General features: G+C 65.0%; 23 protein-coding genes and 1 tRNA gene. 12 read left to right on the forward strand and 12 right to left on the reverse strand.

Annotated features, from left to right (window positions below):
• Positions 1 to 29 precede the first annotated feature (29 nt).
• Complete coding sequence (locus Q8K84_RS11565; protein WP_305282766.1) at positions 30 to 1178, reverse strand: bifunctional 2-C-methyl-D-erythritol 4-phosphate cytidylyltransferase/2-C-methyl-D-erythritol 2,4-cyclodiphosphate synthase; 1149 nt, start codon at positions 1176 to 1178, stop codon at positions 30 to 32.
• 90 nt (positions 1179 to 1268) lie between these two features.
• Here Q8K84_RS11565 and dusB point away from each other — a divergent pair, with 90 nt between their 5' ends.
• From dusB to hflX, 8 genes are all read left to right on the forward strand, one after another.
• Complete coding sequence (dusB, locus tag Q8K84_RS11570) at positions 1269 to 2276, forward strand: tRNA dihydrouridine synthase DusB (protein WP_305282767.1); 1008 nt, start codon at positions 1269 to 1271, stop codon at positions 2274 to 2276.
• On the forward strand, positions 2273 to 3388 hold the full coding sequence (locus Q8K84_RS11575) for a nitrogen regulation protein NR(II) (protein WP_305282768.1): 1116 nt from the start codon (positions 2273 to 2275) through the stop codon (positions 3386 to 3388). Before dusB ends, Q8K84_RS11575 begins: the two co-directional genes overlap by 4 nt.
• Positions 3385 to 4806 (forward strand): sigma 54-interacting transcriptional regulator, encoded by a 1422-nt coding sequence (locus tag Q8K84_RS11580; RefSeq protein WP_305282769.1) that lies wholly within the window; start codon positions 3385 to 3387, stop codon positions 4804 to 4806. Before Q8K84_RS11575 ends, Q8K84_RS11580 begins: the two co-directional genes overlap by 4 nt.
• A 92-nt stretch (positions 4807 to 4898) precedes the next feature.
• Positions 4899 to 7142, forward strand: a complete 2244-nt coding sequence (locus tag Q8K84_RS11585) for a PAS domain-containing sensor histidine kinase (RefSeq protein ID WP_305282770.1) — start codon at positions 4899 to 4901, stop codon at positions 7140 to 7142.
• Entirely contained in the window at positions 7132 to 8523 is a 1392-nt protein-coding gene (locus Q8K84_RS11590; RefSeq protein WP_305282771.1) for a sigma-54 dependent transcriptional regulator, read from the forward strand. The genes Q8K84_RS11585 and Q8K84_RS11590 overlap by 11 nt, the downstream gene beginning before the upstream one ends.
• Positions 8524 to 8525: 2 nt before the next feature.
• Positions 8526 to 9389, forward strand: coding sequence for a D-amino-acid transaminase (locus Q8K84_RS11595; protein WP_305282772.1), 864 nt, complete (start codon positions 8526 to 8528; stop codon positions 9387 to 9389).
• 99 nt (positions 9390 to 9488) lie between these two features.
• Entirely contained in the window at positions 9489 to 9734 is a 246-nt protein-coding gene (gene hfq / locus Q8K84_RS11600) for an RNA chaperone Hfq (protein WP_293318910.1), read from the forward strand.
• Positions 9731 to 11068 (forward strand): GTPase HflX, encoded by a 1338-nt coding sequence (gene hflX, locus Q8K84_RS11605; RefSeq protein WP_305282773.1) that lies wholly within the window; start codon positions 9731 to 9733, stop codon positions 11066 to 11068. The genes hfq and hflX overlap by 4 nt, the downstream gene beginning before the upstream one ends.
• Here the strand turns inward: hflX and mazG are convergent.
• The 3 genes from mazG to Q8K84_RS11620 form a co-directional block, all read right to left on the reverse strand.
• A complete protein-coding gene (gene mazG, locus Q8K84_RS11610; protein WP_305282774.1) occupies positions 11065 to 11877 on the reverse strand; it encodes a nucleoside triphosphate pyrophosphohydrolase in 813 nt (270 codons plus the stop codon). The genes hflX and mazG overlap by 4 nt on opposite strands.
• Before the next feature lie 42 nt (positions 11878 to 11919).
• Complete coding sequence (locus Q8K84_RS11615; RefSeq protein WP_305282775.1) at positions 11920 to 12456, reverse strand: hypothetical protein; 537 nt, start codon at positions 12454 to 12456, stop codon at positions 11920 to 11922.
• Positions 12457 to 12541: 85 nt separating this feature from the next.
• Positions 12542 to 13312: a TIGR00730 family Rossman fold protein gene (locus tag Q8K84_RS11620; protein ID WP_305282776.1), complete on the reverse strand. Its 771-nt coding sequence runs from the start codon at positions 13310 to 13312 to the stop codon at positions 12542 to 12544.
• A 199-nt stretch (positions 13313 to 13511) separates the two neighbouring features.
• On the opposite strand from Q8K84_RS11620, the gene Q8K84_RS11625 reads away from it, so the two are divergent.
• Positions 13512 to 13790 (forward strand): HU family DNA-binding protein, encoded by a 279-nt coding sequence (locus Q8K84_RS11625; protein WP_304752677.1) that lies wholly within the window; start codon positions 13512 to 13514, stop codon positions 13788 to 13790.
• A 171-nt stretch (positions 13791 to 13961) separates the two neighbouring features.
• On the opposite strand, the gene Q8K84_RS11630 is transcribed toward Q8K84_RS11625, so the two are convergent.
• On the reverse strand, positions 13962 to 15593 hold the full coding sequence (locus Q8K84_RS11630) for a Na/Pi cotransporter family protein (protein ID WP_305282777.1): 1632 nt from the start codon (positions 15591 to 15593) through the stop codon (positions 13962 to 13964).
• A 305-nt stretch (positions 15594 to 15898) separates the two neighbouring features.
• Here Q8K84_RS11630 and Q8K84_RS11635 point away from each other — a divergent pair, with 305 nt between their 5' ends.
• Positions 15899 to 18259 carry an ATP-binding protein gene (locus tag Q8K84_RS11635; protein ID WP_305282779.1) on the forward strand — a complete coding sequence of 787 codons (2361 nt, stop codon included), beginning with the start codon at positions 15899 to 15901 and terminating at the stop codon, positions 18257 to 18259.
• Positions 18260 to 18816: 557 nt separating this feature from the next.
• Here Q8K84_RS11635 and Q8K84_RS11640 read toward each other — a convergent pair.
• The 7 genes from Q8K84_RS11640 to Q8K84_RS11670 form a co-directional block, all read right to left on the reverse strand.
• Positions 18817 to 19206 carry a hypothetical protein gene (locus tag Q8K84_RS11640; RefSeq protein ID WP_305282780.1) on the reverse strand — a complete coding sequence of 130 codons (390 nt, stop codon included), beginning with the start codon at positions 19204 to 19206 and terminating at the stop codon, positions 18817 to 18819.
• Positions 19207 to 19318: 112 nt separating this feature from the next.
• The gene (locus Q8K84_RS11645; RefSeq protein ID WP_305282781.1) at positions 19319 to 19927 is read right to left on the reverse strand and encodes a formyltransferase family protein; all 609 of its coding nucleotides are present in this window, start codon (positions 19925 to 19927) and stop codon (positions 19319 to 19321) included.
• A complete protein-coding gene (locus tag Q8K84_RS11650) occupies positions 19924 to 20760 on the reverse strand; it encodes an MBL fold metallo-hydrolase (RefSeq protein WP_305282782.1) in 837 nt (278 codons plus the stop codon). The genes Q8K84_RS11645 and Q8K84_RS11650 overlap by 4 nt, the downstream gene beginning before the upstream one ends.
• Positions 20757 to 21533, reverse strand: coding sequence for a TatD family hydrolase (locus Q8K84_RS11655; RefSeq protein ID WP_305282783.1), 777 nt, complete (start codon positions 21531 to 21533; stop codon positions 20757 to 20759). The genes Q8K84_RS11650 and Q8K84_RS11655 overlap by 4 nt, the downstream gene beginning before the upstream one ends.
• 17 nt (positions 21534 to 21550) lie before the next feature.
• On the reverse strand, positions 21551 to 22555 hold the full coding sequence (locus Q8K84_RS11660; RefSeq protein ID WP_305282784.1) for a DNA polymerase III subunit delta': 1005 nt from the start codon (positions 22553 to 22555) through the stop codon (positions 21551 to 21553).
• Positions 22548 to 23186 carry a dTMP kinase gene (tmk, locus tag Q8K84_RS11665; protein WP_305282785.1) on the reverse strand — a complete coding sequence of 213 codons (639 nt, stop codon included), beginning with the start codon at positions 23184 to 23186 and terminating at the stop codon, positions 22548 to 22550. Before tmk ends, Q8K84_RS11660 begins: the two co-directional genes overlap by 8 nt.
• Positions 23187 to 23232: 46 nt before the next feature.
• A complete protein-coding gene (locus tag Q8K84_RS11670; protein WP_305282786.1) occupies positions 23233 to 24150 on the reverse strand; it encodes a septal ring lytic transglycosylase RlpA family protein in 918 nt (305 codons plus the stop codon).
• 114 nt (positions 24151 to 24264) lie between these two features.
• Between Q8K84_RS11670 and Q8K84_RS11675 the strand changes: the two genes are divergently transcribed.
• Positions 24265 to 24351, forward strand: a tRNA-Ser gene (locus Q8K84_RS11675).
• Between the two features lie 169 nt (positions 24352 to 24520).
• Positions 24521 to 25819, forward strand: a complete 1299-nt coding sequence (locus Q8K84_RS11680) for a tyrosine-type recombinase/integrase (RefSeq protein ID WP_370867866.1) — start codon at positions 24521 to 24523, stop codon at positions 25817 to 25819.
• Positions 25820 to 25907: the final 88 nt, after the last annotated feature.

Raw genomic sequence — 25907 nt, forward strand, 5'->3', positions numbered from 1 at the left:
GGAAGTGTTGAATCACGCTCCGGGCGCGCTCAGCGCGGCAGCTCAATCGTGGCGATCGCCTGGGCCGCCAGGCCCTCCTGGCGACCGGTGAACCCCATGCCTTCGGTCGTTGTCGCCTTCACGCTGACCTGATCTTCCAGCAGGCCCAGAATTTCCGCCAGTCTCGCCCGCATGGCGTCGCGATGCGGTCTGATCTTCGGTCGCTCGCAGATCAGGGTGACGTCCACATTGACGATCTGACCGCCGCGGGCGCGAACCAGATCCGCCGCGTGGGCGAGAAACCGGTCGGAGGACACCCCGCGCCATTGGGGATCGGTCGGGGGGAAGTGCTCCCCGATATCGCCGGCGCCCAGCGCCCCCAGCAGGGCGTCGGTGAGGGCGTGCAGGCCGGCGTCCGCGTCAGAGTGGCCGACCAGCGTCTGGTCATGGTCAATGCGGACACCACAGAGCCAGACCGCGTCACCTGGTCCCCACCGGTGGGCGTCATAGCCCAGGCCCGTGCGCACCTGTCGCGCGCCGCTCGCCAGATGCTCGGCCATGGCGAAGTCCTCCGGGTAGGTGAGCTTGAACAGCATGGGATCACCAGGGGCGAGCACCACGCGCCCCCCTGCGCCGGTGACCACCTGGGCGTCATCAGTGGGGTCTGTCTGGAAGTCCCAAGCGCCATATCCTCGCCGCAGAACGGCGAGTTCGAACGCCTGCGGTGTCTGGGCCCGCCAGAGCCCGTCACGAGCCGGTGTCGCCAGATGATTGGGCTCGTCTCGTTTCAGGGTGTCAGCCAGGGGCAGGGCGAGCACCGCGCCATCGGCGCCGGTCAAGGCGCCGAGGAGTCGTTGAACATGCGCTCTCGTGACGAACGGGCGGGCCGCGTCATGGATCAGCACCGGGCGGTCTGGTCCCTGTTGCGCCAGCGCAGCCAACCCGGCCTGGACCGACGCGGCGCGGGTCGGGCCGCCGGCGACAAAAACCACTTCGGACAGGCCTGCCAGCGCCCTCTGGGCTTCCGACCGCATGTCGTCGGCGACCACCACCACGACCGGGCTCGCGCCCGCAGCCGCCAGGGCCTCGACCGACCACCTGGCGACGGCGCGACCGCCGAGATCTCGCCAGGCCTTGGGGGGTCCCGATCCCGCGCGAAGGCCGCTTCCCGCGGCGACCACTATGGCCGAAAAGCTCATGGCCCGTGTTTAGGCGCTCGGGCGTTGTTGTCCAGGCTTTACGGCGCCGCACAAATTGCCTAAAAAGGCAGCGGTAGGGGTGATCATAAAATGAGCAGACAGCTCAAGGTCGGTACGGTCAAGGTTGGCGGGCGCGTCTGGATCGCGCCGATGACCGGCGTGTCTGACCTTCCATTCCGTCGTCTGGCCAGCCGTCTCGGGGCGTCATACGTGGCGACCGAGATGGTCGCTTCGGATGAGTTCGCCAAGGGGCGCCCCGACGTGGTCCGCCGGGCCGCGGTCGGTGAGGGCTTGCCGCTGATGGTGGTCCAGCTGGTAGGCAAGGACCCGGCGACCATGGCCCAGGGCGCGCGTCTGGCCGTTCGCGCTGGGGCCCAGATCATCGACCTCAACTTCGGGTGTCCGGCCCGTGAAGTGACCGGCGTGGCCTGCGGTTCGGCCCTGATGCGCGAGCCCGACCTGGCCGAAGACATTGTCGCCGCTGTGGTCGAGGCCGCAGAGGTCCCGGTGACGGTGAAAATGCGCCTGGGATGGGACGAGGGGTCACGCAACGCCGCTGAGCTCGCCGTGCGGTTCCAGGCCCGGGGCGTTCAGGCGATGACCGTGCACGGTCGCACCCGCAGTCAGTTCTATCGCGGCGCAGCCGACTGGCGCGCCGTGGCCTCGGTGAAGGCCGCCGTGGATGTGCCGGTGATCGTCAATGGCGACATCGTCGATGGGCGTACCGCCCAACTGGCTCTCGACCAGTCGGGCGCCGACGGGGTGATGGTCGGCCGCGCGGTGTACGGCCGGCCTTGGATCGCCGCCGAGATCGAGGCCGCCCTGGCAGGAACGCCGTTCGAGAGTCCTGACGTGGAGACGCGGCTGGCCCTGGTGATGGCTCATCTCGACGACAGCCTGGAATTCTATGGCGAGCGCCTGGGCCTGCGCATCTTCCGCAAGCACCTCGCCGCCTACATCGATAACGCGCCCTGGCCCATGCAGGCCGAGGCCAGGCGAGCCGCCCGCGGGCGGCTCTGCCGACTGGAGGATCCGTCCCAGGTGAAACTGGAGTTAATCGCCTTGTGGCGTGATCCCGAAACGAGGTTGGCCGCATGACCAGTCGGACCCGAAGCACACAGGCGGGGGTTGATTTGAACGCCCTGAAGTCCGCCGCCTTTGACCTTAGCCCCGAGCCTGCCCTGGTCATCGACGGAGAGGGCGCGCTGGTCGCGGTCAACGAGGCCGCCGAGGCCCTATTCGGCCAGGGCCTCGGCCTGTTGGCCCGGGGCCGGTTCCGCGCTGCGCTTCCGCCGGGCTCGCCCATGGTCGCCCTTCTGAACCGCGCCCTGGAAGAGGGCGGCGCCGTGCGGGAACGGGGCCTGGAGATCAGCCTCTTTGGCCAGCCGACCTTCGAGGCCGACGGCGCGGCGGTTCCGCTGGGGGACGGTTCGGTCCTGCTCTCCCTGCAGGTCAAGGGCGGTGTCTTCTCTGAGTTTGGCGGCGACGCCGCGGGCCTCCGCTCGATCATGGGTCTGGGGCGCATGCTCGCCCACGAGATCAAGAACCCCCTGGCCGGCATCCGCGGGGCCGCCCAGTTGCTGAAGGCCGGCGCAAAGGCCGACGACGTGCCCCTGGCGCAATTGATCGTCGATGAGACCGATCGGGTGAAGCGGCTGGTGGACCGGATGGAGGTTTTCGCCGACGACGCGCCGCCGGCTCGTGATCCGGTCAACATCCACGAGGTGCTCGACCGGGTTCGGGCCTTGGCCGTCAACGGCGTGGCCGATGGCCTGCTGCTGCGCGAGCAGTACGATCCGTCTCTGCCTTCGACGCCAGGGGATGAGGATCAGCTGATCCAGGTCTTCCTGAACCTGGTGAAAAACGCCTCGGAGGCCGCCCACATGCGCGGTGATGGTCGCGGCGAGGTGCTGATCACCACGGCCTATCGTCATGGGGTTCGGGTGCGTTCGGCCAAGGACCGGCAGCTCCGCGGGGCGCCCCTGGAAATTCGCATCCAGGACAACGGTCCCGGCGTGCCAGTCCATCTTCGCGAAAGCCTCTTCCAGCCGTTCGTGACCACCAAGCCGATGGGTGCGGGCCTCGGCCTGGCCCTGGTGTCCAAGCTGGTCGTCGGCCACGGCGGCATGATCGACTTCGAATCCGAGCCCGGTCGGACAGTGTTCCGGGTGCTGCTTCCCATTGTGACTGAAAAGGACGTTACGGCATGAGCGCCGCCGGAAAGAAGATCCTGATCGCCGATGATGACTCCTCCATCCGGCTCGTGCTTTCGCAGTCCTTCACCCGGCTCGGCTACCAGGTCCGCGCCACGGGCAACGCCTCGACCCTGCTGAAATGGGTGTCTGAGGGCGAGGGCGACCTGGTCATCACCGACGTGATGATGCCGGACGAGAACGTGTTCGATGTCCTGCCCCGCATCCGCAAGGAGCGGCCCAAACTGCCGGTCATCATCATGAGCGCGCAGAACACCCTGCTGACCGCCGTCAACGCCGCCGAGATCGGCGCCTTTGACTATGTGCCAAAGCCCTTCGACCTGGACGACATGACCGCCCTGGCGCGGCGGGCCCTGGCGCGCCCGGCCGATCCGGAGGCGTCCAGGGCCCAGGCCCGCGCCATTCGCGACGAACGTCTGCCGCTGATTGGCCGCTCAGCCCCGATGCAGGAGGTCTATCGCACCATCGCGCGCCTGGTTGGCGCGGACCTCACCGTTCTGATCCTGGGGGAATCCGGCACGGGCAAAGAGCTTGTGGCTCGCGCCCTTCATGACATGGGACGGCGCAAGGACGGCAAGTTCGTCGTCATCAACCTGGCCGCCACCCCGCGGGAGCGCGTTGAGGCCGAGCTGTTTGGTCGGGCAGACGGCGACAGCGGCAAGCTGGTCGAGGCCGACGGTGGCACCCTGTTCCTCGACGAAATCGGCGACATGCCCCTGGACGCCCAGACCAGGCTGCTGCGGGTCATCGACGGATCGGAACCTGCCCTCAATCCCAAGACTGGCCGGCGGCCCAACGCTCGGCTCATCGCCGCCACCAACCGCGACCTGCGGGCGCTGATCGCCCAGGGCCTGTTCCGAGAGGACCTTTATTTCCGCCTGAACGTGGCTCCGATCCGTTTGCCGCCCCTGCGCGACCGCACAGAGGACATTCCAGATCTCGCCCGCTCCTTCCTGCTGCGCGCCAACCGCGAAGGGCTGCCTTCCAAGACGATCGACCAGGCCGCCCTTGAGCGTCTGAAGCTGCATGCCTGGCCCGGCAATGTGCGCGAACTTGAAAACCTCATCCGCCGGGTCTGCGCCCTCTATGCTGAAGAGCTGATCACCGCCCGCATCGTCGAGAAGGAGCTGGCCGATCAGCAACCGAGCCAGCCCGGCCAGGAGGGGCCGCTGACTCTCGCCCAACTCGTCGAGCGCCACCTGGGCGGCTACTTCGCCGAGCAGCCTGATGGCGTGCCACCGGTCGGTCTCTATGACCGGGTCCTGGAGGAGGTCGAACGTCCGCTCATCCAGCTGACCCTGGCGGCGACCCGCGGAAATCAGGTGAGGGCGGCTGAGATCCTCGGCTTGAACCGCAACACTCTGCGCAAGAAAATCCAGGATCTCGGCGTAGATCTAACCCGCGGCCGCCGTTGACGCCGGGCGATCTCGCAGCAGGCAACAACCTGACGTAATCAAGCAACATCTGTGTTGAGTTCCAGACACAGTTGGGCCTAGGCTGCGTCATCATGACCTCGCTGCTCGGGAGCCTGGAAGCCACCAAACCGTCCGCCAGACTCTGGCGCGCGATGCAGTCCCGCTATGTCCTCGGCGGCGGGTATCTGCTGGCGTCAATCCTGACGGCGGTGGCGATCCTGCTGGCGGCCTCGCCGCCTGAGGCCGGGCCCCTGCGGCCGGCGTCAAACGCCATCCTGACCGTGCTCAGCCTCAATCTGGTGCTGATCCTGATCCTGGCCGCCCTGGTGGGGTTTCGTCTCCTCGCCCTGTTGGACGCCCGATCTGTCGACGCTGGCGCGCGACTGCACCTGCGCTTCGTCACCCTATTCGCCGTGGCTGCGGTCGCGCCGGCGGTGGTGGTCGCCCTGTTCTATGGCGTGCTGGTCAATCGCGGGGTCGACAACTGGTTCAGCGAACGGGTCCAGACGGTGGTGGAGAACTCCGCCACTGTGGCGCGGTCCTATGTGGAGGACCAGAAGCGCTACATCGGCGAACATGTGTCCCTGATGTCGGTCGACCTCAACCGGGCGGCCCCGGCGCTGGCCACCTCGCCGGTCACATTTGCGCATTTCCTGTCCTATCAGGCGGCCTATCACGCCTTTCCGGCCGCCTATCTGATTGATCGGGAAGGCCGGGTCCTGGCGCGGTCCGAGGCGCCTGATGCGCCGCCGTTCGTCATGCCCCCGGAGTCGAGTTTCCAGGCGGCTGACGAGGGCGATATCTCGGTGCCCGCGTTCGACTCCTCAGACCTCATGCGGGCGCTCTATCGCCTCAATGACTACGATGACGCCTACCTCTATGTGGCGCGGCCCGTGGAGACGGGAATCATCACCCATCTGATCGAGGCGGAAGGCTCCCTGATATCCTATCGGGAAGCCGCCCAGAGCCGGGCCCGGATCCAGACCGTGTTCGCCTTGAGCTATGTGGAGACCGCCCTGCTGGTCCTGGTCGGGGCGGTGTGGCTCGGCATGTCGGCGGCCAACGCCATCTCCGGGCCTGTGGCCCGACTTGTTCAGGCGGCGGGCCGGGTGGCCGGGGGCGATCTCAGCGCCCGGGTCGACGCCAGGAATGATCTTGAAGAGATCGCCGTTTTGTCACGCGCCTTCAACAGCATGACTCACGACCTTCAAGCCCAACAGGAGGCGTTGAAGCGGGCCAGTGACGAGGCCGAGGGGCGACGGGAATTCATTGAGACGGTGTTGTCGGAGGTCAGCGCCGGCGTGATCGGCTTGGACAGTCATGGGCGGATTTCCGCACTGAACCGGCAGGCCGCGCAACTGCTGGATCTGAAAGAGGGACCTGTGGAAGGTCTCACCTTGGCCGAGCTGGCGCCGGAGCTTAGCGCTGTGGCCGGACAGGCTGCAGTCTCCGGGGAGGCCGAGGCCGAGGTCGACCTGCAGCGGGACCGGGAAAGCCATCGCCTGAGGGTTCGCGCCAGCCGGAGCGAGAGCGGCCTTGTGCTGACCTTTGACGACATAACCCGCCTGGTCGCCGCACAGCGGAATGCGGCCTGGAAGGACGTGGCCCGACGCATCGCCCACGAGATCAAGAACCCGCTGACCCCGATCCAGCTGTCGGCCGAACGCCTCCGCCGCAAATTCCGCAAGGACGTGTCGGCCGCCGACCTGGAGACCTTTGACCGTTGCACCGACACCATAGTGCGGCAGGTCGGCGACATCGGTCGGATGGTGGACGAGTTCTCGGCCTTCGCCCGGATGCCGGCCCCGAGATTTTCGCCTCAGGACCTCGCCGAACTGGTTCGGGCCCAGATCTTCGCTCAAGGGGTGGCCAATCCCGACCTCAAGATCGTCCTGGCGGCGCCGGCGCCCGAGGTGACCGTCATGGCGGATGGTCGAATGCTGGCTCAGGCCCTGACCAATATCCTCAAAAACGCCGCTGAGGCCGTGCACGCCCGCCTTGAGATCAGCCCCCGTCCAGCTGGCCGCATCAATGTGCGCATGTCCGCGTCGGCCGAGACCGTCACCATATCGATCGAGGACAATGGAGTCGGCCTTCCCGATAAGGATCGCGACCGCCTGACCGAACCCTATGTGACGACCCGGGAAAAGGGCACGGGACTGGGGCTGGCCATCGTCAAGCGCATCCTGGAAGACCATGGGGGCGAACTGTCCCTGACCGACGCCGCCCGGGGGCGGGGCGCGCGTGTGATCCTGAGCCTGCCGGTGGCTGGCCGTCCTGCCAGCGCCTCGCATGACCCTGAATTGATGTTCGAAGGAGAAGCCCATGGCCGCTGACGTGCTGGTGGTGGACGACGAGGTCGACATCCGCGACCTGGTGGCCGGAATCCTGGCCGACGAAGGCTATGAGGTCCGCACAGCGTCGGATTCCGAAAGCGCGCTGGCGGCGGTTCGCGCCAGGCGGCCGTCCCTCCTCATCCTCGACATCTGGATGCAGGGCGGAGGCATGGACGGTCTGGAACTGCTGGACCTGCTCAAGTCGCTGGATCCAGACCTGCCTGTGGTCATGATTTCCGGGCACGGCAATATTGAAACCGCCGTCAGCGCCATCAAGCGCGGGGCCTACGACTTCCTGGAAAAGCCCTTCAAGTCCGATCGGCTGCTGCTGGTGGTCGATCGCGCCCTGGAGGCGGCCAATCTGCGCCGGGAGAACCGTCGACTGCGGACCCAGGCGATCATGCCTGAGGGCCTGATCGGCAAGTCCATGCCCGCCCAGCATCTCCGCCAGATGATCGCCAAGCTGGCCGCCGCCAACAGCCGTGTGCTGATCGCGGGGCCTCCGGGCTCCGGCAAGGAGACGGTGGCGCGCCTGATCCATTCGGCCAGCCCGCGGGCCAAGGGCGAGTTCGTCGCCATCAGCGCCGCCGGTATGACACCCGAGCGCATGGACGTGGAGTTGTTCGGCGTCGAAGGGGAGGGCGGTCGGCCAGGCAAGATCGGGGTCTTTGAACGCGCCCATGCCGGCACGCTCTATCTTGACGAGGTCGCCGACATGCCCCGCGAGACCCAGAGCCGCATCCTGCGGGTGCTGGTGGAGCAGCGGTTCCGCAGGGTCAATGGCGACGCCGACGTCCAGGTGGATGTGAGGGTGATGTCCTCGACCTCACGCAATCTGCGTGAGGAGATCGCCGAGGGCCGGTTCCGCGAGGACCTGTTCCACCGTCTCAACGTCGTCCCCGTGGCTGTGCCGGGCGTGGCGGAGCGGCGGGAGGACATTCCAGAGCTTGTGGAAAACTTCATTGAGCGGATCTGCGAGGCCAGCGGCATGCCGCGGCGGGTGCTCTCGGAGGACGCTATCGGCGCACTTCAGGTCCGGCCGTGGCCGGGGAATCTGAGGCAGTTGCGCAATGTGGTCGAACGGATGCTCATCCTGACCTCAGGCGATCCCAAGGAGCCGATCACCGCCGAAATGGTGCCATCTGACGCGCCGCCGACCGATGGCGGCGGCCTGCTGGGGGCTGACAGGATTATCGCCCTGCCGCTGCGCGAGGCCCGCGAAACCTTCGAACGGGAGTATCTCAGCGCCCAGATGATGCGGTTTTCCGGCAATATTTCGCGCACCGCAGCCTTTATCGGCATGGAGCGCTCCGCGCTCCATCGGAAACTCAAATCCCTTGGCTTGTCGGGGGCCCGCGCGCTTGAGGAGGGCGTCGAATAGTCATGGGGCGCATCGCCTATGTAAACGGTCGCTACCAGCGGCACGCCGAGGCCGCGGTTCATATCGAGGACCGGGGCTATCAGCTTGCGGACGCGGTCTATGAGGTCTGGTCCATATTTGGCGGCAGGCTTGCAGACGCCGAAGGTCACTTCGCCCGGCTCAAGCGAAGCCTGACTGAGCTGCAGATCCCTGAACCCATGTCACGGGCCGCGCTCACGATCGTCCTGCGCGAGGTGCTGCGACGCAACCATGTGCGGGAAGGTTTGATCTATCTCCAGGTCAGCCGCGGCGTCGCCCCCCGTGACCACGCCTTTCCGGATGGCGACATCTCCCCTTCGGTGGTGATCACCGCCAAGTCACTCGACCGCGCGGCCTCCGAAGCCAAGGCTGCTCAGGGAATCTCGGTGATCACCACGCCTGAGAACCGCTGGGGCCGTTGCGACATCAAGACTGTGGGCCTGCTGCCCAACGTCCTGGCCCGGCAGGCCGCCCGTGAGCGCGGGGCCGGCGAGGCGCTGTTTGTCGATGAGCTTGGGTTGATTACGGAAGGCGCCTCAGCCAATGCCTGGATTCTGGATACCGCTGGTGTGCTGCGCACCCGTGACACCCAGGCCAACATCCTGCGCGGCGTTACGCGCCACACCCTGCTCGAGGTCATCGGCCAGGCGGGGCTGAGGGTCGAAGAGCGCCCCTTCACGCCCGAGGAGATGGCGCAGGCGAAGGAAGCCTTCATCACCGGCGCCGGCTCATTGGTCCTGCCGGTGATCGCCATCGACGGCAAGCCCATCGGGGGCGGGGCGCCGGGGCCGGTGGCGAAGCATCTGCGGAGCCTCTATATCGAGCGGGCGAAGCAGACCGCCCTCTGACGGGCCGACCGTGATTGCACGGCGGCTCCGGTATGGACTAGCTTGCCTTGTGTGTGTGGGGGCGCGTGGCCCCTTAATCGGAGAAAAGGGCGAAAAGCCATGAGCGAAAAAAAGCAGAACCTGCAGGACACCTTTCTCAACAGCGTCCGCAAGGCCAAGACTCCCCTGACCATCTTCCTCGTCAACGGCGTCAAGCTGCAGGGCGTGGTCAGCTGGTTCGATAATTTCTGCGTGCTCCTGCGCCGTGATGGTCAGTCACAACTGGTCTATAAACACGCCATCTCCACCATTATGCCGGCCCAGCCCGTCCAACTGTACGAGCCGGCGGAAGACGAGACCGATTGAGTTCCGCACCCGTAGACCACGAGACGCCCGTCCAGGGCGCGCTCATCATCCATCCTGAGCGGGAAGGTCGCGGCGGCGCCCGTTCCTCCCTGGCGCGCCTGGAAGAAGCCCAGGGCCTGGCCCTGGCTCTGGATCTTGAAATTCGCCGCGGCCTGGTTGCGCCTGTTCGAAAGCGCATGCCCGCCACCTTGTTCGGCAAGGGCAAGGTGGCCGAGCTCGGCGAGCTCTGCGAAGAGCTTGAGATCGATGTCGCGGTTGTCGACGACGCCCTGACGCCGGTCCAGCAGCGCAATCTGGAAAAGGCCTGGAAGGTAAAGGTCATAGACCGCACCGGCCTGATCCTGGAAATCTTCGCAAGGCGAGCTCGAACCCGCGAGGGGCGGCTTCAGGTCGAATTGGCCAGGCTCTCCTATGAGCGTTCCCGCCTGGTGCGGACCTGGACTCACCTGGAGCGCCAGCGGGGCGGCTTTGGCGTCATGGGCGGGCCTGGCGAAACCCAGATCGAGACCGACCGCCGCCTGCTGGCCGAGAAAATCGGGCGGCTGAAAAAGGAACTGGTGGAGGTCCGCCGCACCCGCACCCTGCAGCGCTCAGCCCGCAAACGCCGGCCGTACCCGGTCGTCGCCCTGGTTGGTTATACCAACGCCGGCAAGTCGACCCTGTTCAACCGACTGACCAATGCCGAGGTCATGGCGGAGGACATGCTGTTCGCCACCCTCGACCCGACGTTGCGGATGCTGAACCTGCCGGACGGGCGCCCCGCCATCCTGTCGGACACGGTCGGCTTCATCTCAGACCTGCCGCACGAACTGGTGGAGTCGTTCAGGGCCACCCTGGAAGAGGTGAAGGAGGCCGACGTAATCCTGCACGTCCGCGACATCGCCAGCCCTGAAAGCGCCGCCGAGGCCGCCGATGTCCGCGAGGTGCTTGAGCGTCTGGGCGTCGACATGGACGAGCGCCGCGTGCTTGAGGTCTGGAACAAGATCGATCTGACCGACGCCGAAGACCGGCCAATGATCGAGGGGGACGCGCGGCGCGCCCATCCTCCGGCCCTGCTGGTCTCAGCCGTGACGGGGGAGGGAGTCACCCCTCTGCTGCTGGCCGTCGCGGGTCTGGTGGACGAGTCGCCGGCTGTGGAGGCTCATCTTCCCGCCGGCGAAGGGGCGGCCATCGCGTGGCTCTATCAGAACGGCCGGGTGATCGATCGGCATACCGAGGACGACGGCGCCGTGCGCATGGCTGTCCGATTGACGCCTAAGGCCTTGGGCCAGTTCGAACAGCTTTTTCCCCGGATCGATCTGGGCGCCGTGTCGGTCGCCGAGGATGAGGCCTAGGCCCGCTCGGCGACCTTGGCGGCGTCCCACAGGGCGTCCATCTCGGCCAGGTCGGACTGGTCAGCGGTGCGGCCGCGCTCGGCCAGCGCCGCCTCAATGAACTGGAAGCGCCTGGCGAACTTGGCGTTGGTGGAGCGCAGGGCGTCCTCGGGCTCGATATCCAGCTTGCGGGCCAAATTGGCCATGACGAACAGCACGTCGCCGATCTCCCCGCGCAGGGCCTCAATGTCCCCAGAGGCGATCTCGGCCTCCATCTCGCTGATCTCCTCGCGGAGCTTTTCCAAGACGAAGGACACGTCTGGCCAGTCGAAACCGACCCGGGCTGCGCGCTGGGTGAGCTTCACGGCCCGCGTCATGGCCGGCAGGCCTGCGGGCACGTCGTCGAGCAGACTGTGATTCCGCCCTTTGCCGGCTCGCTCCTGCGCCTTCATGGCCTCCCAGGCGGCGGTCTGGGCCTGCCCCGTGGCATAGGTTTCCTCACCAAAGACGTGGGGATGACGCCGGATCATCTTGTCATTGATCGCCTGGGCCACGTCTTCGAAGGCGAAGGCGCCCTGTTCCTGCGCGATACGGGCATGGAACACCACCTGCAGCAGAAGGTCGCCGAGCTCTTCCTTGAGGTCGACGAGATCATTGCGCTCGATGGCGTCGGCCACCTCATAAGCTTCTTCCACCGTGTAGGGGGCGATGGTCGCGAAGCTCTGCGCCAGGTCCCAAGGACAGCCCTCCTTGGGATCACGCAGGCGAGCCATGATCGCCAGCAGGCGCTCGAGGGGCGGCAAATCGCTGGGCGGGGCGGGTGACGGCATGAATCTCCTCAGACGTCATGAGCTTGACGCCGAATTCTGGGCTCAGCGCAAGGCGTAGAGTTGCCCCCGGCTGAGGCGGTGGCTGAACCGCTCGAAGGTCCACTGAGCGTCACCCCAGACAGACTGCCGCCGGGAATCGGCCAGGTCAGAGGCGTACCAAGTGTAGGCGACAGGCGTGGTCGCGCCATCAAAGCTGGTCATCTGGCCCTGGATGCTGGCGCCGCCGAGGGCCGCGCTGCGGAACGACAGCCCTGGGCGGGAAGACATCTCCTGCCGGGTCGGCCGGCTAGGGCGCACATCGACCAAGATCAACGTGACCTGCCCGCCAGCCATGACCCCCATGCGCTGCAGATCCTCCGCCACCAGGGCGCGAAGGCGCTCAGCCTGCGCCTCGACCTCGGCCAGTCCGTAGGTGTCCTGCGCTTTCTTCGCCAGTTCAGGGCTGAGCTGGATGCTCACCTGGGGCGCCAAGGGGCGCGCAGTAAGCGTCGCCTCGGCAGGATCAGCCAGGGCGAGGCCGCCGATCGTGAAGGTCAGGATCAGACTGAGCGCCGGCGCAATGCTGCGGATGACACGCATGGAACAGCCTCCTTTGGGTCGCCGACAGGTTGAGGCGAAACCGTGGCGCGACTGTGACGCTCACCAGGATGTCGCCGCCGAGCAACTAATCGACTGCGTGCAGCCCTTTTGCTTCCAGAAGGCTCCAGATTTCCTCTGGGGTTTCGGCGTAGCCGAACAGGTCGAGATCCTCGGGCGAGATCATCCCGTGTTCTGCCAGGGCCTCAAAATTGATCACGTTCGACCAATAGGCCTTGTCGCAGAGAACGATGGGAATGGGCGGACTCTTGTGGGTCTGGCGAAGGGTGAGGAGTTCGAACAACTCGTCCAGAGTGCCGAAGCCGCCCGGAAAGATCACCAGGGCGCTCGCCCGCATCGCCAGGTGCATTTTGCGCATCGCGAAGTAGTGGAACTGAAAGGTGAGTTCCGGGGTGGAGTAGGGATTGGGCGCCTGCTCGTGGGGGAGGGTGATATTGAAACCGATGGAGGGCGCTCCCGCGTCGTGGGCGCCGCGATTGGCCGCCTCCATGATGCCCGGTCCACCGCCGGTGGCGATGACATTGTGACGGCCCTCCCGGCCATCCAGCAGGGCGCCGCCGACCTCGGACGCCAGACGACCGAACCCGCGGGCAGTCTCGTACCATTGCGCCTGGCGGCCAGGTCCCTCAGAGGAGACCCGGGCGCTGCCGAACACGACGATCGTGGACACCACCCCCCAAGCCCGCAGCGCCTCCTCGGCCTTGGCGAATTCGAGCAGGAATCGGACGCCGCGCATGGAGTCTCCCAACAGAAATTCCTGATCCAACGCGGCCAGTCGATAGGACGGCGAAGCGAGGTGCGCGCTGACATCTGGCGGGGGGGTGGGGGTGACAGGCATGCCCAAACCGTGCCGGAGTCGCGGCTCCAGGTCCACCGCAGCAGGGCGAAACCGAAACCCCAGGCGGACAAGTGACACCGCCATTCACCTTAAGCGTGCAAAATTCCCTTGAATCCGGGGCGATTGGACCATTTGCTAAGGTGACACCGGCGCCGGCCCTTGGCAGTGTCGGAAGCTGATTCCCAACCTGGAGCCATCCATGAACACCTCCGACATCATCGATCGCGTCGCCGCGGCCGACGACAAGCTGACCAAGGCGCAGGCCAAGCAGATTGTGGATGGCGTTTTCGCCGCGATCCGCGACGCCGCCATCAGCGGCGAGGAAGTGTCCCTGCCAGGCTTCGGCAAGTTCAAGGTGCAGAACAAGCCGGCGCGCACGGGCCGCAACCCCCAGACCGGCGAAGCCGTCCAGATCGCCGCCTCCAAGAAGGTGTCGTTCCAGCCGGCCAAGGCCCTCAAGGACGCCGTCAACGGCTAAGGCTGCGACCGCCCTTAAAGCCAGCGCCGCATTTGATGGCCGCCACCTGCGCGTGGCGCCTGTAGAACTCGGCGAACAAGGCCGGCGCCACCGCGGCGCCGGCCTTTGTCTTGAGCGCCATCTTCCGAACCGCGCCTGGCGCGGGGCAGGGAGGCGGCCGCCGCTGACACGTCAGGCTTCCACGGTGAAGTGTTGAGCTTCCTCATGGGCCTCATTCGGATATCCGTCCCATGGGGACAGGCGCCTGTGAGTCTTGGCCGCGAGTTCAGCGCAACGTCGCAACGCATCAGCCAGTCCAAGGGCGCGATCCAACTCCGCAACGGGCAGACGACCCTGGGCTGTCGCCTGCAGCAGGTCGGCCTTCACATCCTGATACGCCTGTTCTGAATTGCCGATCAGACGGTCGTATCCGGGATCAGATCCGCCCTCACTCGCCCTGGCGGTCTCGAGAGACTCCGACAGGGCCTGCTGCAGGTCTGACCAGCGCGGGGAAGCCGCACTGGCCTGTGCAGGCGCCGACTGAAGGCGAAAACTGATGCGCTCCAGCTCCTCCAGGTGCTGAACAGCCCGGATCACATCGGGGATGGCCTTCACCACGGGGGCGGGAAGGGCGCCCGTGCTCATGTGGCCGATGAAGTTTCGGATGGCTTGCCCCAAAGGTTGAAGCTGACTTTCGGCGTCTATCGGAGACAGGTTTCCAGCGAGACGCCGCTGAGCGACCATCGCAAACGCGGCCTCGCGCATCCGCTCGACCTCAAGGATCAACCCCCTCAGGGCCAGTGACGGCACGGAGGCCAAGGTCGCATCCAGGTGCCGGGGCCTTGAGAGGCTTTCCTCGGCCGAAACGAACCGCCTTTGCAGGAAGGCGACCAGTGTGCCCCCCGTCAGGGCCATGGGCAGCACGCCGAGCAAATTGAAAAGCGTGTGAAACATAGCGAGGGTCGCAGGGGTGTCTCCCTCCAGCCCAACGACGCCGATCAACCAACGGCTCAATGCCAGCAGGGGGGCCAACAGGATCAACGCCGCGGCCGCCGCCACGATGTTAAAAATGACGTGGGCGCTGGCCACGCGCCGCGCGGCCGGCGTAGCGCTAAGGGCTGCGAAGATCGCCGTCGACGTTGTGCCGATGTTGGTGCCAATGACCGCCATGGCAGCGATCTCAACAGGCACGCTGCCGCTGGCGGCTGCGGTCAAGGTGAGGGCGATCGCCGCGCTGGATGATTGGGTGAGGACGGTGACCATGACCCCGATCCCCAGGGCCACCAGCAGACTTGAAGCCGTCGCCGCTGTAGGAACCAGATGGCCGACCTCGCCCAGGAGTTCGCCAAACCCTTCCTGCAAGACGCCAACGCCGAGGAAGAACGCCCCGAACCCCGCGATAGCCTGGCCGGCCCCGTACAGCCGCGACCGGCCCCGAAACGCAAGCCGGGTCAGCATTCCCACCCCGACCAAGGGGAGCGCCAAGGCGCCGACATCGATCTTGACGCCGACCATGGCGACCAACCAACCGGTCATGGTGGTTCCGACATTGGCTCCGATGATCAGCCATACGGCCTGAGCTAGGCTCAGGAGGCCTGCATTCACAAAGCCAAGCGTCGCAACTGTGACGGCGCTCGATGACTGCAACAGCGCCGTGATCAACACGCCGGCCAAAAAGGCGCGAGGCGCAGATCGCGTCCAGGACTCCAGGACAGCTTGAAGGGCGCCGCCGGCCGCCAGCTTGAGCCCTTCGGTCATCAGCCACATGCCCAGCAGGAACAGACCAATCCCGCCCACCAGCGACGCCAGCACACTCAGGCTCATCGGCGATCATCCACAGTCAGCCACCTCCATCCGGCGAGCGGGGGGAGACCATACAGCGACCCGCCAGCGCGCCACAGCCAAAGGGGCGGCTACACACCATGTCGACGCCGACTGGAGAGGACGCTGTTCGCCCAGACAGAGATGTCACCCACCAGCGTTGGGCGGGGGCGGCGGCTGTCGCGGAAGGAGCGGCAGAGTAACCCGATCTCCATGGTTGCCGAATAATTTCGCAACGGCCTAGCTTGGGGGGAAATATGTCGGACTGCGTCGAAGGGGAGAGGTTGCGGTCGCTCCGTAGCTACGGCGTGCTGGATACGCTGCCCGAAGAGGCCTTCGATCGACTAACCAGCCTGGCCGCCGAATTGTTTGATAGCCCCATTGCGCTGGTCTCTCTGATCGACGAGCAACGGCAGTGGTTCAAGTCCCATCACGGGCTCGACGCGACTTCCACACCAAGGGAGTGGTCCTTCTGCGCGCACGCTATCAAGCAATCGCCAGGGACGACCTTTGTGGTCGAAGATGCGTCAGTTGATCCACGTTTCAGCGCCAACCCGTTGGTGACGGGCGATCCGAATATACGCTTCTATGCCGGGGTCGTTCTGACAGGGTCAGACGGCCACAACCTTGGCACGCTGTGCATCATCGATCGCGAGCCCCGTCCCACACCTACGGCCAACGAGCTGGAGCGTCTGCAGACCCTGTCCAAGGTTGTGGTTGACCAACTGGAACTGCAACGGAGTCGCCGAAAGATCGATGAGAAGAATGCGCTTCTCCAAATGGCGGAGCGCATGTCCGGGTTGGGTCGTTGGCGCTTTGATGTGGCTGACGCCAAAATCTCTTGGTCCGACGAAGTGTTTCGAATCCACGGCCTGCCGGTGGGTGCAAATGAACCTGACTTTGAAAGTCTCTTGGCGCTTTATCACGACGAGGATCGCGACATCCTCGCCGGTCTCGTCGATCGCGCGCTGACGACCGGGCAGGGCTATGAATTGGAAGCTCGGGTGCGCCGGCCAAACGGCGAAGTGAGGAACGTCACCACCAAGGCTGAGTGCATCCTGGACGAAGCTGGCGCCATCCAGTCCCTCATCGGTGTGTTCCAGGACGCCACAGATCAGGTCGACGCCGCTCGCTTTGTACGAGCGGTGACGGACAGTGTTCCTGGCATGATCGGCTATTGGGACAACGACTTACGGTGTCGTTTCGCCAACGCCGCCTACCTCGATTGGTTTGGGCGCTCCTCGGAACAGATGCTCGGGATCACCATGCAAGACCTGATGGGCGAGCGCCTGTTTGCTGAGAACGAGCCTTTCATTCGCGCGGCGATGCGCGGCGAGCATCAAAATTTCGAACGTACTCTGACCAAGCCATCAGGCGTCATTGGCCACACGAGCGCCAACTACATTCCGGATGTCGATGATGCCGGGCGGGTCAGGGGAATGTTCGTCCAGGTGACGGACGTGACCGCGCTCAAAGAGGCGGGATTGCGCCTTGAGCACACCAATCAACTGTTGGAAGAGGCTCGCGACCGCGCCGAGACGGCCACGGCGGTGAAAAGCGAATTTCTCGCCAATATGAGCCACGAAATCCGCACGCCGTTGACCTCGATTCTGGGGTTCACGAATCTTCTCAAGGAACGCGCAGACCTCGACGTGTCGGCGCGCACGCAGATCTCCAGCGTCGCCGGCGCCAGTCAGGCCCTTCTGTCGATCGTCAACGATATTCTGGACTTCTCGAAGCTTGAGGCGGGTCACGTAAAAATAAAGCCACAGCCGGTCGCCCTGTCCGCAATGTTGCGCGACGCGCTGCTGCTGTTTTCACCGATGGCTCAGGCCAAGGGACTTGGCCTTGAATTCGTGGCGGCCGGTCTCCTCCCCGAGGGGGTTTCGATCGACCCGGACAAGACCCGTCAAATCCTGATCAACCTCATTGGCAACGCCGTGAAGTTCACCGACTCTGGCGTCGTCAAACTTGTCGCGACGTATGATAGGGCGGCCGAACGCCTGAACATCGACATTGAAGATACCGGCGCCGGTATGACGCCTGAACAGCAATCAGTCTTGTTTCAACGGTTCTCGCAAGTGGACGGTTCATCAACCCGTAGCCACGGCGGGACCGGTTTGGGATTGGCGATTTGCAAAGGACTTAGTGTGGCCATGGGCGGCGACATCGGCGTCCGCAGCAGCGTTGGAAAAGGGACGACGTTCTTTTTTCACATCGCCGCCCCCATCACCAAGCTCGCGGATGCTAGGTCGGAAACGACGTCTTCCTCGGCGGCGCCTCTTGAGGATCTGCGCGTCCTGGTCGTCGATGATAACCCATCCAATCGGGAACTGGCGCGCATCATCCTGGAAGGGTTAGGGGCCATCGTAACCGACGCAGAGGACGGATTTGTAGGTCTGCAGGCCGCCAGGACAGAGCCCGTGGACGTCATTCTGCTTGATTTGCGTATGCCGCGTCTGAGCGGTCCCGAAGTATTGATGCGTCTGCGATCAGAAGACGGGCCCAACCAAAACGTTCCTGTTGTGGCCTTCACGGCCGGCTCCGATATTGACCGGCTTGATGATGCTCACAGCTTTAACGGACTAGTTCACAAACCCATTGCACCCTTGGAGCTCATCGAGACAATCATCAGCTCAGTGAATGGTCACAATCGCCTATCTATGTAATTGGCAACACTCATTCGGTCGTTTAGACGCGCCTACAAACGCCTTGTGATCGTCGACGACGGGGCTCGCCCCCCTCGATCATATTGCCACCAGTCTCTCGCTTGCTGAATACCACACTGTTGTCGCAAGAGACGGTCGCCGCGCCCTTAATCCCCTTGGCGAATTCACGCCTACCGTTCTGCACCAACAGCAGGTGCTTCAGACGGCCAGTGGCGTCATTGATGAAGACGAGTAGGGGGCATTGCGGCTCGCGAGCCTCGAGCCACCAATGCTCCGAACCATCCGCTTGGACCACGGACCTCGCGCAGCGTCTCAACGGCCAGGGTCGGACCGAAGTCCGCCTAACGCGCCTTGATCAGGTCCAGGGCCGGGACTTGATGTCGGTCGGCATCTGCCGGTTGGCCAGGTCGCGCTTTTTGGAAATCAGGGGCGACGCGTCGCACACCAACATCGCCTAAGATAGATTATCGGAAATATTGTATCGGGGTCAGGCCGGTTGTCGGGTCGCGGGAAAATCTGGCTGAGTTGGGCGGTTCGGCGATGGGACGGCGGATGGCTCAGAACAGATCGAGGTCGCCGTCGTCCTGATCAGAGCCATAGCTTGCGCCGGTGGCCGCGCCTTCGATCCGCTTGACGACATCGCCGAGCGTGATGTGGCTCAAGGCTGACGTCAGGTCGACAGCGGCTTCTTCGCTGGCCTGCAGGCCCAGGTCTCGGGCGAAGTTGGCCAGGGCCGTCAGGTGCTGGTTCAGAAGGTCGATGGCGTGCAGATCCTGCATCACCTTCAGCCGCTCTTCCGGCGCGATAAGTTCCAGCATCTTGCCGAGGGTGTCGTCGAGATGCTGTGACGCATGGCACGCCATGGCGATTTCGCCGGCCAGCAGATCAAGCGCCTTCGCCGGGCTGATGCGAACGCGTTCCATAATCGTGGCGGCCGTTGCGGTCATGAATCGCTCCCCTAGGACGCCTCACACTGCCCCGCCGCCGCTTAAAGGCAAATGAATGATGTTCGGCGAAAACGTCGCACCGTGACGAGCAAGCTTACGTCGTCTGCGGACCTCAAGGCGGAGGCAGAACGCGGTCCCCGCGGGCGATTTCCTGAAGCGTTTGCAGGTAAAAAGAAGGCTCAAGCGCCGTCATCCTGCCTTCCAGGCTCTCAGCCGTCTCTCCCGGCTGCAGCGGCAGGTCGAGACGGGCGACCTCTGGGCCATGGTCATACTCGCCATCGACCAGATGGATGACTGCGGCGCTTTGCCTTTGGCCCTGAGCGATGACCGCCTCATGGACGCGCCGCCCATACATCCCCTCCCCGCCGAAGGCCGGCAGGGGGCCCGGATGAATGTTCAGCACCCGTCCACGGAAACGCGCCAGGAAGATGGGACCCAGGCGGCGCAGATATCCCGACAGGATCACCAGGTTCACCCCTGCGTCGGCCATGGCGTCAGCGAGCGCCCGATCCGAGGCTTCTGGATCAGCCTTGGTGGGAATGCAGGCCGTGGCCACCCCGGCGGCGGCGGCATGGGCCAGCGCCGGCGCATTGCGGTTGTTGCTGACCACAAGGCGCGGCTCGGCGGGGAGTTCGCCCTGCGCAATGGCCGCCAGGATAGCGCGCATGGAGCTACCATTTCTTGAGGCGAGAAATCCGAGTCTAAGTGGCTCAGACATCATTGAAAAATAGCCCCTAGATCATGTTCAAAGCGAAGGCCGTCATAGGCCGGTTCCACCCCAGCCGGCAGGCGTGTGGCGAGATCGGCGAAGTCCAGGTCGATATGCATGTTGGTCAAAATCGCCCGCCGCGGGGCGACCCGCTCGATCCATGAGAGGGCCAGGTCCACATGGGCATGGGTCGGATGGGGCCGCCAGCGAAGGGCGTCCACGATCCAGACATCCAGACCTCGAAGGGCCTCGAACGACGCCTCGGGAAGGTCGACGAGATCGCTGGAATAGGCCACATCGCCAAAGCGGTAGCCCACGGAGCGAACGCCGCCGTGGTCCTGGTCAAAGGTGGTGACGGGAACGATGCCGGACGGGCCTGATACTGAGAACCCCTCCCCTAGCGGCGGCAACGCGACAGGCTCGCAGATGGCGGGATAGCCGCCCTCGGCTTCGAAAATATAGCCGAACCTGCGCTGCAAGGTGGCCCAGGTGGCCGCGTCCATGTGGCACGGAATCCGCGCCCTCTGGCGGATGAAGAAGGCCCGCACGTCGTCTATGCCGTGCACCTGGTCGGCATGATCGTGGGTCAGCAGCACAGCGTCCAGGCGGCGAACGCCAGCGGCGGCCGTCTGCAGCCGCAAGTCGGGCGAGGTGTCCACGAGGATCGAGGTCATGGCCGCGCCATCTACGTCAGCCTCAGCAGCCTTACGCCTGACCAGCAGAGAGCAGCGCGAGCGTCGGTTGCGAGGGTCGGTGGGGTCGCAGGCGCCCCAGTCCCCGTCCGCCCGGGGCACGCCGCCGGACGACCCGCTGCCCAGAATGGTGAACTCCAGAGCTCCGCTCACGGACGCGGTATCCGATGGAACAGATCGAAGAAGGCGGCCTCGGTGCGGGCCTCGGCCTCCCCCAGGGTCCAGCCGCGAATCTCAGCCAGCTTGGCCACAATATGTGGCAGATAGGCCGGCTCATTGCGTCGTCCGCGCTGGGGAACAGGCGCCAGGTAGGGGCAGTCGGTTTCGACGATGATGCGCTCAGCCGGCATGTCCGCAATTACATCGCGCACATCCTGGGCGGCTTTGAAGGTGGCGATCCCCGACACCGAGAACCAAGCGCCGAGCGCCGCCGCCCGTCGAGCCAGGTCAGCCCCGCTGGTGTAGCAGTGCATCAGGATCCTGAAGGGGCCTGCGGCATATTCCTCCTCCAGGATCTGGCCCATCACCTCGTCCGCCTCACGGGTGTGGACCACCAGGGGCAGGCCAGTCTCCCGGGCTGCGGCCACATGGGCGCGAAAAACGCGGGCCTGGATGTCCCGAGGGCTGAGATCATAGTGAAAGTCGAGGCCGGTCTCGCCGATCCCGACCACCTTGGGATCGGCCGCGAGATCGATCAGGGTCCGGGCCGACAGGTCAGGGTCTTCCTTGGCCTCGTGGGGATGGGTGCCCACGGTGCACCAGATGTCGGGCGCCTCGGCCACGGCCCGCACGGCGGCGAAGCCAGAGACCTTGTCGCTGATATTGACCATCAGGGCGATGCCGGCGGCGCGCGCGCGGGCGATCACCTCAGCCCGGTCTTCATTGAACTGGGGGGCGTGCAGATTGACGTGGCTGTCGATGAGCATGGATCAGGGACGATCGGTCAGGCGCGGGCGGCGGTCCGCAACTCGCGAAGCGCCATGAACAGGGCGTCGGCGCGGTCGAGGTTCAGGCCCTCCACCTCGCGCGGCAAGGCCGTCAGCCTCTCCCATGCCTGCGCCCAGGGATCAAGGCCGCCCCGCCCCACGGCCGCCCGCTCCCGCGCAAGGGTGTGAACGCGCTCGCCCAGGCGTTCCATGAACAGGGAGAAATTGGCCGCCCCCTCGCCGCCCCGGAACCGGTCAGTGAGCGCCAGGGCGGCGGCTTCATCCAGATCCGGGAGGCGGGCGAGGATCTCCCGGGCGGCGTCGTCGAGGGCCAGGGCCGCGCCGGCCGCCATGGTCAGGGCCCGCCCGGGCGCTTCCCCTGACATGCGGGCCAGCCGCAAGGCCTCCTCGGGATTGGCTCGCGTATGGTCGCGCACGAAGGCCGCCGTCGCCTCAAGCCCCAAGGGACGGAACAGCAGGCGGCGGCAACGGGACCGGATGGTGGGCAGAAGCCGGCCTGGCGAATGTGACACGAGGAAGATCACGCCCCTGGGCGGGGGCTCCTCCAGGGTCTTCAGCACCGCATTGGCGGCGTTGATGTTCAGATCATCGGCGGGGTCAATGATCGCCACCCTGTGGGGAGCGGCCGCAGGGGACTTGGAGAAGAAGTCCGAGAGCTTGCGGGCCTCGTCCACCGGGATGGATTTGCGGAGCTTCCCGTCCTCGCCCATCCGCTCGATGACCAGCAGGTCGGGATGGGATCTGGCCGCCACCTGGCGGCTCACCGGATGGTCAGGATCAACGCCGAGCAGGCCATGCCCCTTGGCGGGGGGCGCGCCCAGCAGGCGGCGCGCCGCACGGTAGGCGAAGGTGGCCTTGCCCACGCCTTCCGGACCCGTCAGCAACCAGGCGTGATGCAGGCGGCCTCGGGCTCGGGCGTCCTCAAAGGCGGCCTCCGGACCCTCGTGACCGATCAGGTCGTAGACGTCCCTGGGATGGGGCGGCGTCGCGGTCTCAGCCATCGCCACGGCTCAGCAGGTCTTCAACCGCCGACCATATGTCGGCGCTCACCGTCTCCAGGGACCGGCTCGCATCGATCACCCGGCATCGCTCAGGCTCGGCGGCGGCGATGTCCAGGAAGGCCTCGCGCAGCCGGGCATGGAAGGCCTCGCCTTTGGACTCAAAACGGGTTTCGAGCCCCGCCCGGTCCGCAGCCCGGCCGAGACCCGTCTCAGGCGGCAGGTCGAGGACCAGGGTGAGGTCAGGGCGAACGCCCGCAAGAACATGGTCTTCAAGAGCGGATATCAAGGCCGGATCTGTCCCGCCGGCCGCCCCCTGATAGGCGCGAGTAGAATCGGCGAACCGGTCGCAGAGAACCCAGGCGCCCCGCTCAAGGGCTGGTCCGATCACCCGCTCCACATGGTCCCGGCGGGCGGCGTACATGAGCAAGGTCTCGGTCAAGGCTGACCAGCGATCAGCCTGACCCCTGACCAGCAGATCGCGGATGGCCTCTGCGCCGGGCGAGCCCCCCGGCTCACGGGTCGATACGACGTCCCGGCCAGGACCTGAGAGACGCTGCGCCAACAGACGCAGCTGGGTGGACTTTCCGCCCCCCTCCCCGCCTTCAAATGTAATGAAACGACCCTGGTTCACGCCCTTCAAATTGGCCGTTTCGCCGCGTAAGTCCAGCCACGGCGACTCAGTAGGGGTGGATGACCCTGGCGTCAGCAAAACCGGCGCTCGCCACCTGATCGCGGACCGCCCAGGCCCGGCCCTCGTCGGCCCCGACCTCCAGGACGACCCGGAAGAGCCCCGCACCGGTGGGCTCAATGGTGGCCGCGCCGGCATGGGCCAGCTGACTGGCCGCCCGCTCGGCGTTGATACGGTCGCCAAAAGCCCCGGCCTGCACCCGGTAGCTCACCGTCGGGGCCTGGACGACGGCCTCTGGCGCCGGCGGCGGCGCAGATTGTGGCGTGGCGATCGGGGGGGGCGGCGCGGATCGGGACAGGGCGGCATAGGGGACCGGCGCTGCGGGTAGGCCCGTCGGCGCCTGAGCCCGGCGCACCCCTGGATCACCCCGGCCGCCGAGGGGGGCTGGCCCCACATAGCGTACGCGCACCTTGGCCAGGCCCTTGGATTGAAAATCGAGCTCCCGCGCGGCGGCCCGTGACATGTCGATGATTCGATCGCCCACAAAGGGCCCACGGTCATTGACCCGGACCACCACCTTGCGGCCGTTCTCAAGGTTGGTGACCTCCACCAGGCTGGGCAGAGGCAAGGTGGTGTGGGCCGCCGTCATGGCGTCCATGTCGAAGATCTCACCATTGGCCGTCGTCTTGGCGTGAAACTGCGCGCCATACCAGGAGGCGGTGCCGACCCGGTTGTAGCCGGGATCCTCCTTGGGCACGTACCAGACGCCGGCCACCTGGTAGGGTTTGCCGACCTTGTAGACGCCGCCCGCGCCGCTGGGCGCCTTGCCGACCTGGGACTGAGCCTGGGGAACGCGGCTGGCGAGCTTGGGCTTGGGCGCCGCGCAGGCGGTGATCACCAGGGCGGCGAGACTCAGGCCCACCAGGGATCGGATCGTTGCGGTTCGCCCCCGCGGCTTCTCGAGCATGGCCGGCTCCTCTGCGCGTCCTTACCCGAGTGTGAACATTGAGCCTTGAGACGAGGTTAAGCCTAGCTGGGGCCTTGGAACATGCGGCCGGCCCCTGCTATAGCCCGCCCCTCCGGACGGGTGGCCGAGTGGTTTAAGGCAGCGGTCTTGAAAACCGCCGTGGGTGAAAGCCCACCGTGGGTTCGAATCCCACCCCGTCCGCCGCCCCAGGCGTTCGCCCATGAGCGCACGCGTTCGACAAAATCCGATTTTTCCTATATATTACAAAGCGGCGTGGCAGTTTCTTGCTGGGCCAATGTTCGTTGGCATTCGCCGACGACCGCCGAAATCACCAATCAATTTGTATAAACCTTTGTAGGAAGGGTTAGCGATGACGCGCGCGTCAGCGAGGCTAAAGCCTATTGAAGTCCCCCGCCTGGCTAGGAAGCCAGGCATGTATTGCGACGGCGCAGGTTTGTATCTGCGAGTCGCGCCACCAAGCGCCGCGTCGTGGGTGCTCCGCTACATGCTGGATGGAAAGGCCCGTACGATGGGCCTCGGCCCCTTTCCGGAAATCGACCTCAAGGAGGCGCGCGCTCGCGCGTTGGAGGCTCGGAAGCTAAAGGCAGATGGCATTGACCCGATAGAAACACGCAAAGCCGCTAAGCTGGCTAAACGCTTATCTGCGGCTAAGGCTCTGACGTTCAAGCAGTGTGCGCAAGCTTATATCGCGTCTCAACGCGATGGCTGGCGCAACAATAAACATGCGGCTCAATGGGATAGCACCCTTAAAGCTTACGCTTATCCAATCATCGGTGATTTGCCCGTAGCAGCCATAGATACGGCTCTCGTGATGCAGGTTTTAGAGCAGGAGGTGGGACCCACTGATAACCGGCAGCGTCTTTGGAGCGCTAAGAACGAAACAGCGAGCCGCGTTAGAGGCCGTATCGAGTGTGTTTTAGGTTGGGCGGCGGCGAGGGAGCTTAGAAGCGGGGACAATCCCGCCCGCTGGAAAGGACATCTGGCGCACCAACTGCCCGCGCGCTCTAAAGTCGCTAAGGTTAAGCACCATCCAGCGCTACCATATGGTGATATGCCAACATTTTTCTTAGCCTTACGTCAGCAACCGGGCTTAGCCGCTAAGGCGCTGGAGTTTACCGTTTTAACCGCAGCTAGAACCGGTGAAGTGTTAGGCGCTAAGTGGCGCGAGATCGACGCTGCTAACAAGCTCTGGATAGTCCCGGCCGAACGTATGAAATCCGGCCGGGAGCACCGCGTGCCGCTTAGCGACCGAGCTATTGCCGTCCTTTCGCTGCTTAAACCAGAGGAAGGCGCGACAGAAAGCGAGAGCTATATTTTTCCTGGCGCTAAGCCCGGGAAGCCGTTGTCCAATATGTCGATGCTAAAGCTATTGGAGCGAATGAAGCGGACGGATTTAACCGCTCACGGCTTCCGTTCAACCTTTCGCGACTGGGCGGCTGAACAAACCAGCACGCCTCGCGATGTGGCCGAGATGGCTTTAGCACACGTCGTTAGCAACGCTGTTGAGGCTGCTTACAGGCGTGGTGACATGTTAGATAAACGCATTGAGCTTATGGAAATCTGGGCCGCTTACTGCGCTAGCAAGCTACACTTAGAAGCTAACAATAGCGATCCTTGCAGCCCTCAGTCCGACGCCACACAGGCTTGAATATAAAATACAAGCAGCAGCAGCATTGTATGGGTAGATATATATAAACCCCTATAAGAGGGCAGCAAGGACACAACAATCCAATATA

This window comes from Phenylobacterium sp. (assembly GCF_030679875.1).
Classification (GTDB): Bacteria; Pseudomonadota; Alphaproteobacteria; order Caulobacterales; family Caulobacteraceae; genus Phenylobacterium.